This window comes from Mesorhizobium sp. B264B1B, assembly GCF_020165765.1.
Classification (GTDB): Bacteria; Pseudomonadota; Alphaproteobacteria; order Rhizobiales; family Rhizobiaceae; genus Mesorhizobium.
The window spans coordinates 303,665-319,892 of record NZ_JAIUIS010000007.1 but is presented as its reverse complement, the minus strand read 5'-3'; the positions used below and the strand labels follow the sequence as shown (position 1 = coordinate 319,892).

General features: G+C 64.5%; 15 protein-coding genes. 8 read left to right on the top strand and 7 right to left on the bottom strand.

What is annotated here, in order from left to right; genetic code table 11:
• Positions 1–79 precede the first annotated feature (79 nt).
• Entirely contained in the window at positions 80–877 is a 798-nt protein-coding gene (locus tag LB547_RS17140) for a hypothetical protein (RefSeq protein ID WP_140492106.1), read from the bottom strand.
• Positions 878–909: 32 nt separating this feature from the next.
• Positions 910–1,167 (bottom strand): hypothetical protein, encoded by a 258-nt coding sequence (locus LB547_RS17135; RefSeq protein ID WP_140514048.1) that lies wholly within the window; start codon positions 1,165–1,167, stop codon positions 910–912.
• Positions 1,168–1,428: 261 nt separating this feature from the next.
• Between LB547_RS17135 and LB547_RS17130 the strand changes: the two genes are divergently transcribed.
• On the top strand, positions 1,429–2,052 hold the full coding sequence (locus LB547_RS17130) for a methyltransferase family protein (protein ID WP_140759124.1): 624 nt from the start codon (positions 1,429–1,431) through the stop codon (positions 2,050–2,052).
• 47 nt (positions 2,053–2,099) lie between these two features.
• Here the strand turns inward: LB547_RS17130 and LB547_RS17125 are convergent, their stop codons facing one another.
• The gene (locus LB547_RS17125; protein WP_140492097.1) at positions 2,100–2,585 is read right to left on the bottom strand and encodes a hypothetical protein; all 486 of its coding nucleotides are present in this window, start codon (positions 2,583–2,585) and stop codon (positions 2,100–2,102) included.
• Between the two features lie 212 nt (positions 2,586–2,797).
• Between LB547_RS17125 and LB547_RS17120 the strand changes: the two genes are divergently transcribed.
• Complete coding sequence (locus tag LB547_RS17120) at positions 2,798–3,163, top strand: RidA family protein (RefSeq protein ID WP_140514050.1); 366 nt, start codon at positions 2,798–2,800, stop codon at positions 3,161–3,163.
• A gap of 40 nt (positions 3,164–3,203) precedes the next feature.
• Positions 3,204–4,439 carry an amidohydrolase/deacetylase family metallohydrolase gene (locus LB547_RS17115; RefSeq protein ID WP_140514051.1) on the top strand — a complete coding sequence of 412 codons (1,236 nt, stop codon included), beginning with the start codon at positions 3,204–3,206 and terminating at the stop codon, positions 4,437–4,439.
• A 231-nt stretch (positions 4,440–4,670) separates the two neighbouring features.
• On the opposite strand, the gene LB547_RS17110 is transcribed toward LB547_RS17115, so the two are convergent.
• Complete coding sequence (locus LB547_RS17110; RefSeq protein ID WP_140514052.1) at positions 4,671–6,461, bottom strand: NAD(P)/FAD-dependent oxidoreductase; 1,791 nt, start codon at positions 6,459–6,461, stop codon at positions 4,671–4,673.
• A 196-nt stretch (positions 6,462–6,657) separates the two neighbouring features.
• A complete protein-coding gene (locus tag LB547_RS17105) occupies positions 6,658–7,602 on the bottom strand; it encodes a MurR/RpiR family transcriptional regulator (protein ID WP_140759122.1) in 945 nt (314 codons plus the stop codon).
• Between the two features lie 326 nt (positions 7,603–7,928).
• Between LB547_RS17105 and LB547_RS17100 the strand changes: the two genes are divergently transcribed.
• The 5 genes from LB547_RS17100 (at position 7,929) to LB547_RS17080 (ending at position 13,779) form a co-directional block, all read left to right on the top strand.
• Positions 7,929–8,762, top strand: a complete 834-nt coding sequence (locus LB547_RS17100; RefSeq protein WP_140759120.1) for an ABC transporter ATP-binding protein — start codon at positions 7,929–7,931, stop codon at positions 8,760–8,762.
• Positions 8,759–9,613, top strand: coding sequence for an ABC transporter permease (locus tag LB547_RS17095; RefSeq protein ID WP_140492076.1), 855 nt, complete (start codon positions 8,759–8,761; stop codon positions 9,611–9,613). The genes LB547_RS17100 and LB547_RS17095 overlap by 4 nt, the downstream gene beginning before the upstream one ends.
• Before the next feature lie 78 nt (positions 9,614–9,691).
• Positions 9,692–10,864 (top strand): ABC transporter substrate-binding protein, encoded by a 1,173-nt coding sequence (locus tag LB547_RS17090; RefSeq protein ID WP_140554766.1) that lies wholly within the window; start codon positions 9,692–9,694, stop codon positions 10,862–10,864.
• A gap of 172 nt (positions 10,865–11,036) precedes the next feature.
• The gene (locus LB547_RS17085) at positions 11,037–12,128 is read left to right on the top strand and encodes a Gfo/Idh/MocA family protein (protein WP_140728703.1); all 1,092 of its coding nucleotides are present in this window, start codon (positions 11,037–11,039) and stop codon (positions 12,126–12,128) included.
• A gap of 214 nt (positions 12,129–12,342) precedes the next feature.
• Entirely contained in the window at positions 12,343–13,779 is a 1,437-nt protein-coding gene (locus LB547_RS17080; protein WP_140728704.1) for an amidase, read from the top strand.
• Positions 13,780–14,020: 241 nt separating this feature from the next.
• On the opposite strand, the gene LB547_RS17075 is transcribed toward LB547_RS17080, so the two are convergent.
• Complete coding sequence (locus tag LB547_RS17075; RefSeq protein WP_140662647.1) at positions 14,021–15,262, bottom strand: M24 family metallopeptidase; 1,242 nt, start codon at positions 15,260–15,262, stop codon at positions 14,021–14,023.
• Positions 15,263–15,411: 149 nt separating this feature from the next.
• Positions 15,412–15,975 (bottom strand): invasion associated locus B family protein, encoded by a 564-nt coding sequence (locus tag LB547_RS17070; protein WP_224618147.1) that lies wholly within the window; start codon positions 15,973–15,975, stop codon positions 15,412–15,414.
• Between the last annotated feature and the right edge of the window lie 253 nt (positions 15,976–16,228).

The window sequence follows — 16,228 nt, the reverse complement described above, 5'->3', positions numbered from 1 at the left end:
TTGGGAACAGGCTAGCACCGGCGTGGGTCCGTTCCTAGGATGGCACGTGGCCGGTAAGCTCGGCTGCGCTTGTCCGGCGTCAGTCCGATTCCAGCAAGATCTCGTCGGCATCGTCTGCGGTCTTCTTCAGCGTCATGTAGAGAACCAGGGCAATGATGCAGCCGAGGAAGATCAGGCTGGTGAAGGTGGTGCCGAAACCGAGGCCGCCATATTCGACTGGCTGCGACAGCAGATCGCCGAAGGAGGCGCCAAGTGGCCGCGTCAGGATATAGGCGAGCCAGAAGGCGAGAATGCCGTCCAGATGAAGCAGGTAATAGGCACCGGCGATGACCGCGATTACGCCGCCGAACAGCAGGCCGGTCGTCAGGTAGCCCATGTCGAAGCTCTCGGCGACGAGATCGCCGGCGGCGGTGCCGAGCGAGAAGGTGAACAGGATCGCCAGCCAGTAGAAGATCTCGCGCCGGGTGGTGAAGATGGTGTGGATCGACAGCGTCCGCTCGCTTGCATACCAAACAGCGAATGTGGCGGCGAGCATGACGGTGAAGGCGATCGTGGTCGTTTCGAGACGCACGCCGAAATTGTCGACCAGATTGTCTGATATCAGCGTGCCGACGACGCTGATCAGCACCACCGCCAGCCAGTAAGCCCAGGGCACGTAGCGTTTCTGGGCGAACTGGAGGGCAAGGGCAACGACTAGGACGCCGGTCATGATCAACGACGTGGCGGTCAGCCCAAGGCCAAGATTGACGGCGAGATAGTCAGCCGCCGTCTCGCCCATGGTCACCGCCATCAGCTTGATCAGCCAGAAATCGGCGGTGACGTCCGGGACCCTGTTGTGGGTCGATCCGGCGGGCTTTTGCGCGTTGGAAGTGAGCATGGCGGATGTCCTGCGGTTTGTGATTCGCGGACTTACTTGCCTATGACCTTCATGGCCTGGGCGAAGAAGTCGTCGGCGCGCTTATCATCGTCGGCATTGCAGCGTTCGATGCCCTGGCTCTCCAGTTCCGAGACCTTCGCCTTGTCGGAGGCGCCGAGCTTAACCGTAGCCTCCGCCGCGCGAAGAGCCTTCAGTGTGTCCTCGCAAGGTGCGGTGGCGGCGAAAACGGGCGAGATCGAAGCCGAGACAGCGAGGCTGCCCACCGCAATGGCAAGTGCAAATCTTCTCATCAAACCAGTCCCTGTCCGATGCCGGTGGTCCGGCGGCCATAGTTGATGTCGGCCCATGGCGGACCGGCATCGCAATGATATGGAAGCGACTTCACTCCAGCCTGTCCGCCGGCATACAAATTCGTAAGGTTGGACCTGGTTGGCGCAAAAAGGCTTTACGAACGTCGTGCGCTGCTTTGATAGAAAGCGATTGCCTTGTATCCGCCATCAATGGCGTGCCCGAGTGCACGCGGGCCTCGCCAGCGCCCCAGGAAACCACGAATGACCTACGCTTCCCTCAAGCCGGTCTCAGAGGCCTTCGTCCAGCGCAAACGGCTGATTTTCGTGCGAGTGGCGGCGGTGCTCGCGGTCCTGCTTCTGTTCCTCACCAAGCCTGGGCTCAACGAGGGCTCGCAAGGCCACGAGACGCTCGAATTCCTCGGCTTCTGTCTGGTGCTCGCCTGCGTCGCCGGCCGGCTCTGGAGCATCCTCTATGTCGGCGGCAAGAAAAACGAGGAACTGGTCTCGATCGGACCGTTCTCGATAAGTCAGAACCCGCTCTATTTCTTCTCGACGGTGGGCGCTGTCGGTATCGGACTGCTCTACGGCTCGGTTCTGGCGGCCGTGGCGCTGGGCGCTGCCAGCTTCCTCATCTTCCGCGTCACGGCGCGCAAGGAAGCCGAATACCTCCTGGGCAAATTCGGCCCGGCCTATCTCGCCTACACCAAGGCCACGCCGCGCTTCTGGCCGAACCCGCTGCTCTACCGCGACAATGACGAGTTGCAATTCTCGACGCGCGCGCTGAAGCGCACCTTCTATGACGGGCTCTATTTCCCGGCCATCGAGCTGATCGAATATCTCCGGGAGAGCGGGCTGCTGTTCCCGGCCTTCGTGACGCTCTACTGATCGTCGGATCGGTTGCAAAAACCGACCGCCCTCGACAACAGGCGCTATCAGCCTCCCAGCGGATAGGGCATGTAGCCGACGAAGCCCGCGATCTTCCAGCTGCCGCCGACCTTCCTGCAGAAATACAGCGTCTGCCATTTCAGCCGATCGACGCCGCCATCCGCCTTGGCGACGGTGCCGTCGAATTTCTTGTGCAGCACGGCGCGGTCGCCGTCGACATCGATGTCGCGCAGGTTGGTGACGCGGAACAGCGCCTCGCGCAGCGGCTCGGCGAATTTGGTCGCCGCCGTTTCCTTGGCCTGGCGCAGCCACTCGTCGCGATAGATCTCCAGCCGCGGGAACTGCAGCCGCCAGGCGTCGGCGTTGGCAAGAAAATGCGCGTGCATGCCGAAGAAGCTTTCGGCGACAAAATCGTCCTCGACCATGGACCAGTCCTGACCGATGAAGGCATCGATGTCGCGCCGCACCAGCATCTCCCAGAGGGCGTGGCGGTCGGCATCCCCTGATGGAAACGGGTTCTTGTCGAAGGTCATTCTCGGTTCTCCGCTCTGGAAATGCGCCCGTCCGTTTCAAGCCCGGCCGGCGAGCGCGCACGATGCAAGCGCTTCTGTAATAAAGCAACATGGATTTCCAGGAATGTTGCTTTCCAACAAGACCTCTATCGGGATCGCCTCGATCGGGGTAAATCTCGGCCGAAGCGGGCGCTCCCATCGTGTCCCGTCATAGCATCAGAGGAGGTCCGCTCTTGCCCAAGCAATGTTTTGGAACGTCGCATGTCCCGCTGTCACCCGCAGTGCGGGCCGGCGACTTCGTCTATATCTCTGGCCAGGTGCCGGTCGGCGGCGACGGCATCGTGGTCAGGGGCGGCATATCGGAACAGACCGAGCAGGTGCTTTCCAACGTCAAGGCGGCGCTGGCGCTGGCCGGCTGCACCATGGACGATGTGGTCAAGACCACCGTCTGGCTTGAGGACGCGCGCGACTTCGGCGCCTTCAACGCCGTCTATGCCAGGCATTTCCCGAAGAACCCGCCGGCCCGCACCACGGTCGAATCGCGGCTGATGATCGACATCAAGATCGAAATGGAAGCCGTCGCTTACCGGCCGCTCTGACGGCCGTCGGCGAGGATGGGACGAAGCGGAGGCGCGCCCGATGCAATTTGATCTTCTGTTCAAGGGCGGGCGGCTGATCGATCCGGCGGCCGGGCTCGACGCGCCGCGCGATCTTGCCATCGCCAATGGCCGCGTCGCCGCCATCGACGCCGACATTCCCGCCGACCGCGCGGCCAGCGTCATCGATGCCAAGGGCTGCATCGTGGCGCCCGGCCTCGTCGACCTGCACAGCCACGTCTATTGGGGCGGCACCTCGCTCGGCGTCGATGCCGACCGGCTGGCGGCTAAGAGCGGCACCACCACCTTCATTGATGCCGGCAGTGCCGGCGCCGGCAATTTCCTCGGCTTTCGCCGTCATGTCATGGAGCGCTCGAAGGTGCGCATCCTGGCCTATGTCAACATCTCCTTCGCCGGCATTTTCGGCTTCTCGCAGACCGTCTCGGTCGGCGAGTGCAGCGATCTCAGGCTCTGCGAACCGCGCGAAGTGGTGGCGGCGGTGCGCGAGCACGCGGACGTCGTCGTCGGCGTCAAGGTCCGCTCCGGCAAGCATGCCGGCGGCACCAGCGGCATCGCGCCGGTCGATCTGGCGCTGGAGGCGGCCGACAAATCCGGTCTGCCGCTGATGGCGCACATAGACGAGCCGCCGCCCGGGCGCTCGGAAGTGCTGCCGCGCCTGCGCAGGGGCGATATTCTCACCCATTGCTTCCGGCCGTTTCCCAACGCGCCGGTCTTCGCCTCCGGCGCCGTGCGGCCCGACATGCGGCTGGCGCGCGAGCGCGGCGTCATCTTCGATCTCGGCCACGGCATGGGCTCGTTCGACTTCGAGGTCGCTCGCGCCATGCTGGCCGAAGGGCTGGCGCCCGACGTCATCTCGAGCGACGTGCATCTCTACTGCGTCGACGGTCCGGCCTTCGACATACTGGTGTGCATGTCGAAGCTGCTGGCGCTCGGCATGCCGCTGGTCGAGGTGTTGCGCGCCGCCACCCAAGCGGCGGCGCAGGCGATCGCGCGGCCTGATCTGGGCACGCTCAAGGTCGGAACCGCCGGCGACGTCGCGCTGCTGCGGCAGCACTCCGGCCGCTTCACCTTTGTCGACGCGGTCGGCGCCTCGCTGGTCGCCGACCAGCGGCTGGTCTGCGAAGGCATCGCCATCGGCGGCGCCTGGTGGCCGAACGAGACGATGAACGATGCCGGCGATACCGAGCGTTTCGAGGCGCATGTGGGGCATACGCATGTCGAGGTCGCGGCCAGGCATTTTGGGCACCGGCATGATTGATTGATCTCGGTAGCACTGCGCCGCCTGTCTTGCCGCGGCGGCGCGTTTGGCGAACGGCTTCCCCCACTCCGTCGCTGCTCCGCAGCGCCACCTCTCCCCCCTCCGGAGGGAGAGGAAGGGAGCCTCCCGGCATAAGCTCGCGCCCTTCCTCTCCCCCGTCGATCGGGGGAGAGGTGTCGAGCGAAGCTCGACGGAGTAGGGTCGACCTTCCCTCGAAGCAACGCTTCCGCTTCACCGTCGCGCGTTGCTGACCGCCCCGTAAACCGGCGTATCAATCCCCTCCATCCGCGCCTTGATCTGCAGCGCCACATATTTCGAATAGAAGCGCGAGAGCGCCAGATTGCCGCCGTGGAACCACAGCCCTTCCTGCGCCGTCGGTTTCCACATGTTGCGCAATTCGCCCTGCCATGGCCCGGGATCGCCCTTGACGCCGGAACCGAGACCCCAGCACGGGCCGACCCTGTCGGCGACCTCGCGCGAGACGATTTGCGCCACGGTTTCATTCATCGACTGATAGCCGGTGCAGGCGATGATGGCGTCGGCTTCAAGTTCGCTGCCGTCCTCGAAGAGAATGCCTTTCGCCGTCAGCGACTTGATCGCCACGCCGCTGCGGATGCCGATCTTGCCGTCGATGATCAGGTCCGAAGCGCCGACATCGATGTAGTAGCCGGAGCCGGTGCGGTAGGCCTTCATCAGCAGGCCGGTCTCGTCGTCACCGAAGTCGAGGGCGAAGCCGGCGGCGGCGAGGCGTTCGTAAAAAGCCGCGTCGCGCGTGCGGATAACGTCATAGAGCGCCCGCTGGCCCTTGGGCACCAGCGCGAAGGGCGTCGAGGCGACGATCATGTCGGCCTTTTCGGTGGTGATGCCGCGCGCCAGCGCGTTCTCCGAAAAGATCTCGAAACCGACTTCCATCAGCGTGTCCGATTTGACCACGGTCGTCGGCGAACGCTGGATCATGGTGACCTCGGCGCCGCTTTCCCAGAGATCGACGCAGACATCGTGCCCGGAGCTCGCCGCGCCGATGACCGCGGTCTTTTTGCCGCGGAACTTCTCGCCGCTGGAATACTGGCTGGAATGCAGCAGCTCGCCCTTAAAGTCACCGGCGCCCGGCAGGTCGATCGGCCGCGCCGGACCGTAGGCACCGGTGGCGAAGACGATGTGCTTGGGCTTCAGCGTGATGTGCTGGCCGACGCGGTCCACGACCACGGTCCAGACCTTCTCGGCCTCGTCATAGCTGGCGCTGACGCATCTGGTGGCGACCCAATAGTTGAGCTCCATGACGCGCGTGTACATTTCCAGCCAGTCGCCCATCTTGTCCTTGGGCGTGAAGACCGGCCAATTGTCGGGAAACGGAATGTAAGGCAGATGGTCGTACCAGACCGGATCGTGCAGCACGAGGGTGCGGTAGCGCTTGCGCCAGGAATCGCCCGGCCGGGCATTCTTCTCGATGACGATCGAGGGCACGCCGAGCTGCCTGAGCCGCGCGCCCAGCATGATGCCGCCCTGGCCGCCGCCGATGACCAGGCAATAGGGCTGCTCCGAAGCGCCAAGCTCGCGGGTCTCGCGCGCCCGCGCCTCCGACCAGGTCTCGCGCTCCGGGTCGGCCTTGTGGCGCACGCCCAGCGGCCGCGTCGCGCCCTTGCGCTCCTCGAATCCTTTCAGGTCGGTCATTGCCGTGAACAATGTCCGGCAGCGGCCGTCGCGCAGGCGCATGATGCCCTGGCCCGAGGCCACGGCGGTCTCGAAGGTGAACCAGGCCTCGATTATCCCCTCGTCCGAGGTGGCTTCGCCGGTGAGCTGCCATCTTGCCGGCCGCGTCGCTGCCAGCGTCGCCTTCAGCATGTCGGCGATCGCCTCGCGCCCTTCCATCGTGGTGACGTTCCAGGTGAAGGTCAGGAGGTCACGCCAGTAGCAATCGTCGACGAACAGGTTGGCCGCGGCCGCTATGTCACCGGCTTCGAGCGCCTTGTCGAAAGCGCCGAGCCATGCGGCTGCCTGTTGCGATGGTGCTATTTCGAGCATTTGTTTCCCTCTTTTTCGCGTTGGCGCTGTCCGGTGTTCCCTTCTCCCCTTGTGGGAAGAAGGTGGCCTCGCGGCGCGAGGTCGGATGAGGGGTGCTCCAGCTCGGCACGGACGGCACTCCGTCACCCACCCCTCAACCGTCACGGCGCTGCGCGCCGATCCACCTTCTCCCACAGGGGGAGAAGGGAAAAGCCTCCTAATCCCCGAGCGGCTCCATCTCCTTGCCGGTGCGGTGGATCTGGGCATTGTATTTGATGCGGCGGACCGTCTCGCGGGCCGAGCCGTCAAGCTTGTAGGCGGCAGCCACCGCCATGAGGTCGATCATGGCCAAAAAGGCGAAGCGCGATGCCGTCGGCTTCAGCGTATCGGGATATTCCGGCACCGCTACGGTCAGCCTGACGTCGCCGACGCGCGCGAGCTCGGTGTCGGGCGCCGTCACGCAGATGGCATTGGCGCGGTAGTGCTTGGCGAGTTCGACCGCCTCGATCACCTCGCGCGTGCGCCCCGTCGCCGAAATGGCGATCACCAGGTCGCCGGGCCTCAAGGTCGAGGCGGTCATGCGCATGAGATAAGGGTCGCATTGCGCGCTGATCGATATGCCGTAGCGAAACAGCCGGTACTGCGTTTCCTGCGCCAGCGCCGAGGAACTGCCGCCCAGTCCGAACACCGTAACCTGGCGCGCCTTGGCGATCAGCTCGGCGGCCTTCTGCAGCTGGACCGGATCGAGCTGCCGCTCGGCCTCCTGCAGCGCCCGCCGCGCTTCGCCGAACACCGCGTTCCAGAACGGCATGCCGGTGTCGTTCTCCCTGGCTGGCGAAGTGTCCAGATAGAGCGCGCCGACGACGAGGCTCTGCGCCAGCTTCAGCTTGAAATCACGCACGCCCTCGCAGCCGATGGCGCGGCAGAAGCGGGTCACCGTCGGTTCGCTGACGCCGGCACGTTGGGCAAGGGCGGCGTTGGAGGCATCGACCGCGTATTTGACGTCGTCGAGCACGACATCGGCGACGCGGCGCTCGGCCGGACGCAGCTCGGCATAGGTATCCTTGACCAGCGAGATGATGTCGGGAATGCGCCGCACAGGCTCACCCCCGTCCGCCTCGCCATCCGTCATCAGGTTTTCCCGGCTGTCAGCTTCGGTCATGAAGTGGCCTTCCCTGGTCCCTTGTCGACCTCTTACCATGCTTGCACGCTGTCGTTCCATGTGCACGGCCCCGCTGCAACTGCTGCGTGCCGTTGCGGCATGTCACCCGGCTTTGCCCATCTGCAACGCCCGCTTGTTGTGCCACTTTTCCCGAGTATGTAGGAAAGCAACACGCATTTCAAGATAAAGAAAAGACAGCGAAAGCAGGTATATAGAGGAATAGGCGGCTCTCAACGACGGAACGATCGCGCTCTTCGCTTGACACCAAAGTAGGATAGTTACACACTGACTTTGGCAGTCGATTGGACGCACTCTCCGAGGGGCGGATGAACGCGGGCGAAACAACAGCGCCGAAGCTTGGTGTGCAGGCAGCGACCAAGATCTATCACACCGCATCCGGCGACCTCCTGGCGCTGGACCGCTGCAGCCTCGACGTCCACGCCAATGAAATCGTTTCGATCGTCGGCCCGTCCGGCTGCGGCAAGACCACGCTTTTGTGGTCGATGTCGGGCTTGCACAGCCTGACCGGCGGCGAGATCCGGCTCGACGGCGCCAAGATCACCGGGCCGCATCCCGACATCGGCATCGTGTTCCAGGAAGCGAACCTGCTGCCTTGGCGCAATCTCGATGCCAACATCCGCTTTCCCTTCGAGATCAAGGGCGAGAAACCAGACCGCGCATGGATCGCGCATCTGCTCCACCGCGTCGGGCTCGACGGTTTCGGCGGCAAGTTCCCGCGCGAGCTTTCGGGCGGCATGCAGCAGCGCGCCGCGATCGTGCGGGCGCTGGCGCCAAAACCCTCCGTGCTTTTGATGGACGAGCCGTTCGGCGCGCTCGACAGTTTTACCCGCGAGGAGATGAACCGTCTCGTCGAGGAGATCTGGCTCGACACCAAGACCACCATCGTCTTCATCACCCACAGCATTGAGGAAGCAATCTTTCTCTCCGACCGCGTGGTGGTGCTGAGCGCGCGGCCCGGCCGCGTCGCCAGGGAGTATCGCGTGCCGTTCGCGCGACCGCGCTCGCTGGAGATCATGGCGACGAAAGAGGTTTTCGACCTCACCAACCGGATCAAGATGGACATCGTCGGCGAGCGCGCCAGGCCCAAGGCACCGGAACAGGAACGCGCCAGCGCCGAGATCGTGAGGATCAGGCCGTGAGCGACGCCATCCCGGAATTCTCCAAATCCAAATCGGGTGCCAAGTCCGGCGATGGGCAGGACGTCAGCCTGACCAATCTCTCGGCCTTCGCCAGCGGCCCCGGCATCAAGTCGGGCAAGGAGGTGGCGGCGATCATAGCTGTCGCCGTAATCATAATCGGCGGCATCGAATTGGCGCTGCGCCTGTTCCATGTGCCGCTCTACATCATGCCGCCGCCAAGCTCGATCGCCTATGCGCTGTTCGACGAGTTCCCGCTGATTGCGCCGCATCTCGGCTACACGCTGGTCGAGCTGGTTTCCGGCTTCGCCATCGGAGCCGTCGTCGGCCTGGTGCTGGCCGCCGTCATCACCCAGTTTCCCTTCGCCGAAAAGATCGTCGCGCCCTACATCCTGCTTCTCGTCACCACGCCGATGCTGGCGCTGGTGCCGCTTTTGATCCTTCGCTTCGGTTTCGGCTACACGCCGCGCATCATCGCGGTGGCGCTGGCCGCCGGGCCGATGGTGATGATAAACGCAGCCACCGGCTTTCGCCGCGTCGACAGCGCCAAGATCGCGCTGGCGCGCTCCTACGGCGCCAGCACCTTGCAGATATTCTGGAAGATCCGCGCGCCGATGGCGCTGCCTATGATCCTGGTCGGGCTGATGATCGGCGCCATCTTCGGCCTGCTGACCGCAGTCGGCGCGGAGATGGTCGGCGGCGGCTTCGGCCTCGGCAACCGGCTCACCACCTATTCGTCGATGATCCAGATGCCGCAATTCTTCGCCGTGGTGCTGATCCTGTCGACGCTCGGCATCCTGATCTACGTGCTGTTCTTCCTGATCGGCAAGAAATGGGCGAGCTGGGAGGCTTGAGCACGAGATCATGAACGCCCCGGAGCGGGCGAAAGGCCATCGATCAACAAGAAGGTCAATCAACAAAAGGGGAATGCCATGACCGACCAGAACTCATTCCAGACGGCGACAAGAACGGGCATCAGCCGCCGCACCTTCCTGCAGGTGACGGCAGCCGGCGTCGTGACCGCCACCGCGCTCGGTGCATCGGGCTTGAAGGCCAGGGCGGCGGCCTACGAAAAATTCACCTGGATCTCGCCGCGCGGCACGCTCGAAGTGCTCGACGACTATCCTTATTGGGCAGCCAAGAAGGCAGGCTATTTCGACGGGCTCAGCACCGACATGCAGCCGGGCCCGTCGGACGGCACGGCGACGGTGAAGTTCGTCGATGTCGGCCAGGCCGATATGGGCTTTCCCTCGCCCGGCGTGTTCTCCTTCGCCATCCAGAACGGCATGAAGCTGAAGTCGGTGTTCCACATGGGCGCGCGCGACACGTTCTCCATCGCCTTCCGCAAGGGCGAGGGTACGAACGACTTGAAGAAGCTGGAAGGCAAGACCATCCTGCTCGGCTCCGCCGCCTGGCAGTCGATCACCGATCCGCTGCTCGCCGCGCAAGGCGTCGACATCAAGAAGGTCAAGTATGTCGAGGCCGGCTGGCCGACGTGGGGCACCGCGCTCGCCGGCGGCCAGGGCGACGCTGCCTTGTCGTGGGAGGGGCTGCGCGCCGAATGGATCGCCAAGGGCCTCGACTTCGAATACTGGCTCGGCGTGAAGAATTCCAAGCTGCCGGCCAACACCTTCGTCGTGCGCGCCGCCGATCTCGAAGATCCCGACAAGAAGGCGTTCCTGGAAAAATATCTGCGCGGCTGGGCGATGGGGCTGGAGTTCGGCTACCAGAACCCGCGCGCGGCGGTCGAAGCGGTGTTCGAGCAGTTCCCGACATTGGCCAAGAACCTCGGCCCCGAGCTCGGCACCACCTCGATCCTGCAGCAGATCAACGTCTTCCGCGGCGACATGGACAAGCGCGGCGGCTGGGGCTCGCACGACATGGCGAGCTGGCAAGGCTTCTTCGACGAGATCCACAAGATCGGCCAGATCACCAATCCGGTGAAGGCCGAGGACGTCTGCACCAACGAGCTGATCCCGGCCGCCAACGACTTCGACAAGGCCAAGGTCAAGGCCGATGCCGACGGCGTCAAGCTGACGGAGGGCTTTGCCGCGCTCGATGTCGAGAAGATCAAGGCGCATCTGTTCGATTCGGCGGTGAAGTAAGGGCTGCAAAAGAGGTCGTTCATTGCCCTGTCTTGGCTCCTTTCCTCTCCCTCCGGACAGGGGAGAGGAAAGGGCAGGCGGATGAGGGGCGGCGCCAACCTGAAGTGATTGTTCTGGATGCCCAGGCGCGGCAGCAGCTCGCCAGGTCCTATCAAAAAATTGGGAGGCTGAATTGGCCGACAAAATAAAAGTGCTGGTTGTGGGTCTCGGCAATATGGGCGCCTCGCATGCCAGCGCCTATCACCGCTCGGACGGCTTCGAGATCGTCGGCATCATGAGCCGCTCGATCAAGAGCAACAAGAAAATCCCCGCCGAACTTGCCGGCTATCCGCTCTACGAGGGTTTCGACCGGGCGCTTGCGGAGACCAGGCCGGACGCCGTGTCGATCAACAGCTGGCCCAACACCCATGCCGAATACGCGCTGAAGGCGATAGCGGCCAACTGCCACGTGTTCATGGAAAAGCCGCTCGCCACCAACATCGAGGATGCCGAAAAGGTCGTCGCGGCAGCGCGGGCGAAGAACCGCAAGCTGGTGCTTGGCTACATCCTGCGCGTCCACCCGTCCTGGATAAAATTCATCGAGGTCGGCAAGACGCTGGGCAAGCCGCTGGTGATGCGCCTCAACCTCAACCAGCAGAGCAGCGGCAGCGCCTGGCACTGGCACAAGAACCTGATCGATTCGCTGATCCCGATCGTTGATTGCGGCGTGCACTATGTCGACGTCATGTGCCAGCTCACGGGCGCCAGGCCGGTGCGCGTGCACGGCATCGGCGCGAAGCTCTGGGCGGAAGCCGACAAGCAGAATTACGGCCATCTCCACGTCACCTTCGATGACGGTTCGGTCGGCTGGTACGAGGCAGGCTGGGGCCCGATGATGAGCGAGACGGCCTATTTCGTGAAGGACGTGGTGGGGCCGAAGGGCGCGGTGTCGATCGTCGCCGGCCAGGAGACGAGCAGCGCGGCGGAAGCGGCGGAGGTGTCGAACTCGGCCGACATCGACCGCCACACCAAGACCGACGCGCTGAAGATCCATTATGCGGCGGTAGACGCCGACAAGAACTTTGCGAAGCCCGACGAGATCGTCAGCATGGAAGACGAGCCCGGCCACCAGGAGCTCTGCGACCGCGAGCAGGCCTTCTTCCTGCGCGCCATCCGCGAGGATCTCGATTTGACCGAGCAGATGGACGCCGCCGTCAACAGCCTGCGCATCGTGCTCGCCGCGGAACAGAGCATCGAATTGGGGCGCACCGTCGAGCTGGCGTGAGACAAGCGCGCTGCTGGGGGCAGCAGTTTCAGGTCGGTGCCCCTCACTCAGCCCTCTCCCGAGAAGAACGGGAGGCGGTCGCCAGCATCAGAGCGCTTTCCTTCTCCCCGTCATGACGGGGAGAAGGTGCCGGCAGGCGGATGAGGGGCGGCGCCAACGTCGGCCCGAAGCGATAGCTCGGGCGCGGCGCGAGGCAAAGACTAGGAGGAGAGATATGGTCACCGACAGCCTGCTGAAAACCTATGCGAACTCCGATGCGCTGGACCTTGCTGACTTGGTGCATCGGGGCAAGGTTTCACCTGCGGAACTGGTCGAGGCGGCGATCACGCTGGTCGAGCAGCTCAACCCGGCGCTGAACGCGGTCATCCATCGCCTCTACGACATGGCGCGCGCCCAGGCGCAGACGGTCGACAGATCAGCACCTTTCGCCGGCGTGCCGTTCCTGCTCAAGGAACTGGCCTCGTCCTGGACCGGCGCGCCGAACACCAACTCTTGCCTCTACCTGAAAGATGTCGTCGCCGATTTCGACACCGAAGTCGTGCGCCGTATGAAGGCGGCCGGGCTGGTGCTGGTCGGCAAGTCGAACGCGCCCGAAAACGGCTGGTCGATCACGACGGAACCGAAGCTCTACGGCACGACGAAGAACCCGTGGAAGGAAGGCATCACGCCAGGTGGCTCGAGCGGCGGCGCGGCGGCGGCCGTCGCTTCGCGCATGGTGCCGATCGCCGAGGCCAGCGACGGCGCCGGCTCGATCCGCATTCCGGCCTCCTGCTGCGGCATCGTCGGGCTGAAGCCGTCGCGCGGCCGCGTCAGCCTGGCACCGTTCGGCGACTATTGGTATGGCGGCGCCTACTTCCTGTGCTGCTCGCGCAGCGTGCGCGACACGGCGGCCTATCTCGACGCGGTGGCCGGCGCCTTGCCGGGCGACCCCTATACGCCGCCGGTCCCCGACGCCTCCTGGCTCAGCCTGTCGGCACAGGCGCCGAAGAAACTGCGCATCGGCTTCACCGTCACCCCGCCCAACGGCACGGCCATCGATGCGGAAGTGAAGGCCGCCGTGCTGGCCACCGTGGCGGCGCTGGAGCGGCTGGGACATGACGTCGAGGAACACGACATGCCGCTCGATGCCGATGCCATGTGGACCACCTACACCAACATGACCTGCGTACAGACGGCGGCGACCTTCGACTATCATGAAACGGTGATCGGCCGGCCGGTGACGCCTGATGATGTCGAACCGGTGACCTGGGCGATCATCGAACGCGGCCGTGCGACCAGCGGCACCAGGCACATTTCCGATGTCGAGCAGCTCAGGCAGGTCGGCCGCGACATCGTCGGCGACCTTTCGCCCTACGATCTCTTCATCACCCCGACGCTGACGCAACTGCCGCGTCCGTTCGGCTATTACGATATGTCGGAGACCGACATCGACCGCTACAACGCCAAATGGACGGATGCGGCGTTCGCCTTCCCCTTCAACATCTCAGGCCAGCCGGCCATCTCGCTGCCGCTCGGCTGGTCGAAAGACGGCGTACCGATCGGGGTGCAGCTTGTCGGCCGCTACGGCGACGAGGCGACGGTGCTGGCCGCGTCGGCGCAGCTCGAGCGGGAAATGCCGTGGAGGGACAGGCGGCCGCCGGTGAGCGGTTAATCGCTCGCGGCAGGGCACCCATCGCCGAGTTCTGTGGCGCCCCCCTCTGTCCTGCCGGACATCTCCCCCTCAAGGGGGGAGATTGGAAGTTTCGGCGCCGGCTCATCTTGTTCTTGCAACGTTGAAAATTGGCGAAAGCGGGAGCGATAATCGATCTCCCCCCTTGAGGGGGAGATGCCCGGCAGGGCAGAGGGGGGCGCCGTAGGGCGCTGACAGTGACACCGTCACGATCCCGCCCTCGCTATCCTATCCTCTCCAACCGCCTCGGCAGCCGGTTCATGGCGACGGGCCCGTCCGGCGTGATCAGGAACTGGTCCTCCAAGTTGAAGCTGGCGAGGCCGTCGATGTAGAGCGGGATCTCGAAGGCCAGCACCATGCCGGCTTCGACCACGACATCGCTCTCGGCCGCGATGAACGGCCATTGCTCCGAAAACACAGACTGCCCGACACCGTGGCCGAAATGCCCACGGCGGTAGGAGCGCAGGCCTTGCCGCGTCAGGCTGTCGGTGGCGGCGCGGTGCACATGGCCGAGCGAATTTCCCGGCACGAGTGCCGCCAGCCCGTCCTCGAAAGCGCGCTCGGCGATCGCGTGCAGTTCGACCTGGTCGGCGGAAGCGGGACCGAAAGTGAAGTTGCGCGACATGTCGGACGCATACCCGCCGACCGTGCAGACCATGTCGCATTTCAGCGGATCGCCGGGCATTGCCTTGGCATCGGCACCCTTGGCCCGGGCGCCGAGCGTCACATATTCCGCCGTCGCGACCGGATGGGAGAGGCCCGCCGCCGCCGCGGCCACGCCTTGCCGGTAGAGCGCGACGAGATCGGCCTGGCGCATGCCTGCCATCGCATCGACCTGCAGCCGCTCCAGCCCTGCTTCAGACAGGATAATGCCTTGCTGCAAGAGCTCGATCTCGCGTTGCGACTTGATCGCCCGCAGCCGATCCAGCACCGGCGAGCCGTCGATCATCCGGCACTGCGGCAGCAGCGCCTGCATGGCGGAAAAATCGGCGGCTGGAACAAAGCCGAGATCGATGCCCAGCGTTGCGCGCTCCAGTCCGAATTCGGCAAGCAAGGCTTGCAGCTGGCGCACCGAGCCGGCGAGATCGAAGGTGGCCGGGCGCGCGAAATCCGGCGCGCGGCCAAGCGAGACAAGGCCAGCCTCGATACGCTCCGCCAACGGGCCGCGGGTTCCCGTCTCGACCGGCGCGAATTCGATCCAGATCGGGTGCGAACGCACAACTGCTTCGGGCGCGGCGATCCGCAACTGTCCCGCACTGAAATCCGCGACGACGACGCCGATCGGCAGGTCCTGCCGGGCCGGGATGACAACGAAGCCGGCGCCGGCACGCCGGAACAGTCCCGCCGGTCCGATCGACGCGCCGGTCGCATAGTGGAAGGCCTCGGGCGCTGAGAGCACCAGCGCCTGCAGGCCGGCGCGTTGCATCAGTTGCATCGCGCGCTGGCGGTCGACAAAGCCGGTCATGGTTCTCTCCGGATGGCTGAAGCGACATCGGAGCATTGCGGAAGCGGACAATCAAGCGGCACGATGCCGGTAGTCTCCGCCACAAGATGGAACCTGTCGTGGCCTGGAGCATTGCCCGGCGACGGCGGCGGGGGAGCGCGGCGAGCCCGCTACTTGATCGATTCCAGCTTGGCGATTGCCGCGGTGAAGCCGGCCAGCGAGACCGGGATGGTGACCGGCTTGCGGGTCACCGATTCCATGCCGATGTTGAGATTGGTTCCCGATTTCATCGCCTTGATCAGTTCCGGCGGCAGCGGCGTGGCGGCATAGGCGCCGTTCTGGTCGCTGGTCTGGATGGCGATGGTCGTCTTCTGGCCTTGATCGATCTGGTAGCTGGCGCCGGAGGGCAGGAACAGCCCGTGCGGCAGGGCGAGCAGCATGGCGAGGGAGCCGTTGCCGTTGTCGCGGCGCACGGTCACGGTCAGCACGCGCTGTCCGGTCTTGGCTTCGGTCAGGTTCTGCGACACCTGGCATTGAAGCTCGCTGTTGGCCGCGCCGCTTGAACAGTTCACCGCCCATGGATTGGCGTCGGCCGGCTTGGATTGAGCGGCCGGGGGCTGCGCCGGCTTGGCGTCCTCGGCAAGCGCCGGCCCGGCGACCGATGCGATCAGCCCCAGGGCGCCCAGTGCTGCCGTCACATTTAACAGATTAGCACGCGCTAAAATGGCTGCCATGTTCTTCACGCCCCGCATTTTTCTCGAAACGGCAGGTATTTTCCCACCGGCGGCTTGATACAATACTCCTGACTGTTCCGGAAGCCGCGCACAGGCGAGGAAAGCCGGCAAAATTACTGTTGCGGCATTGCCACAAGTGAGAACTTTACGGCGCAACAACAGCAGTCACGACGTTGGGGACTCGCTATACAATGGAATTCGCGCAAGAATTGGTGCGGGGGCGAGCAGTCCCCAAAGGGCGGCCAGGGATGGG

Bases quoted from the DNA above. Each gene is read 5' to 3' on its own strand.
- LB547_RS17105 (WP_140759122.1), bottom strand. From the start codon at position 7,602: ATGACCGAAGCTGACAGCCGGGAAAACCTGATGACGGATGGCGAGGCG.
- LB547_RS17110 (WP_140514052.1), bottom strand. From the start codon at position 6,461: ATGCTCGAAATAGCACCATCGCAACAGGCAGCCGCATGGCTCGGCGCT.
- LB547_RS17080 (WP_140728704.1), top strand. From the start codon at position 12,343: ATGGTCACCGACAGCCTGCTGAAAACCTATGCGAACTCCGATGCGCTG.
- LB547_RS17075 (WP_140662647.1), bottom strand. From the start codon at position 15,262: ATGACCGGCTTTGTCGACCGCCAGCGCGCGATGCAACTGATGCAACGC.
- LB547_RS17135 (WP_140514048.1), bottom strand. From the start codon at position 1,167: ATGAGAAGATTTGCACTTGCCATTGCGGTGGGCAGCCTCGCTGTCTCG.
- LB547_RS17125 (WP_140492097.1), bottom strand. From the start codon at position 2,585: ATGACCTTCGACAAGAACCCGTTTCCATCAGGGGATGCCGACCGCCAC.
- LB547_RS17115 (WP_140514051.1), top strand. From the start codon at position 3,204: ATGCAATTTGATCTTCTGTTCAAGGGCGGGCGGCTGATCGATCCGGCG.
- LB547_RS17130 (WP_140759124.1), top strand. From the start codon at position 1,429: ATGACCTACGCTTCCCTCAAGCCGGTCTCAGAGGCCTTCGTCCAGCGC.
- LB547_RS17100 (WP_140759120.1), top strand. From the start codon at position 7,929: ATGAACGCGGGCGAAACAACAGCGCCGAAGCTTGGTGTGCAGGCAGCG.
- LB547_RS17090 (WP_140554766.1), top strand. From the start codon at position 9,692: ATGACCGACCAGAACTCATTCCAGACGGCGACAAGAACGGGCATCAGC.
- LB547_RS17070 (WP_224618147.1), bottom strand. From the start codon at position 15,975: ATGGCAGCCATTTTAGCGCGTGCTAATCTGTTAAATGTGACGGCAGCA.
- LB547_RS17140 (WP_140492106.1), bottom strand. From the start codon at position 877: ATGCTCACTTCCAACGCGCAAAAGCCCGCCGGATCGACCCACAACAGG.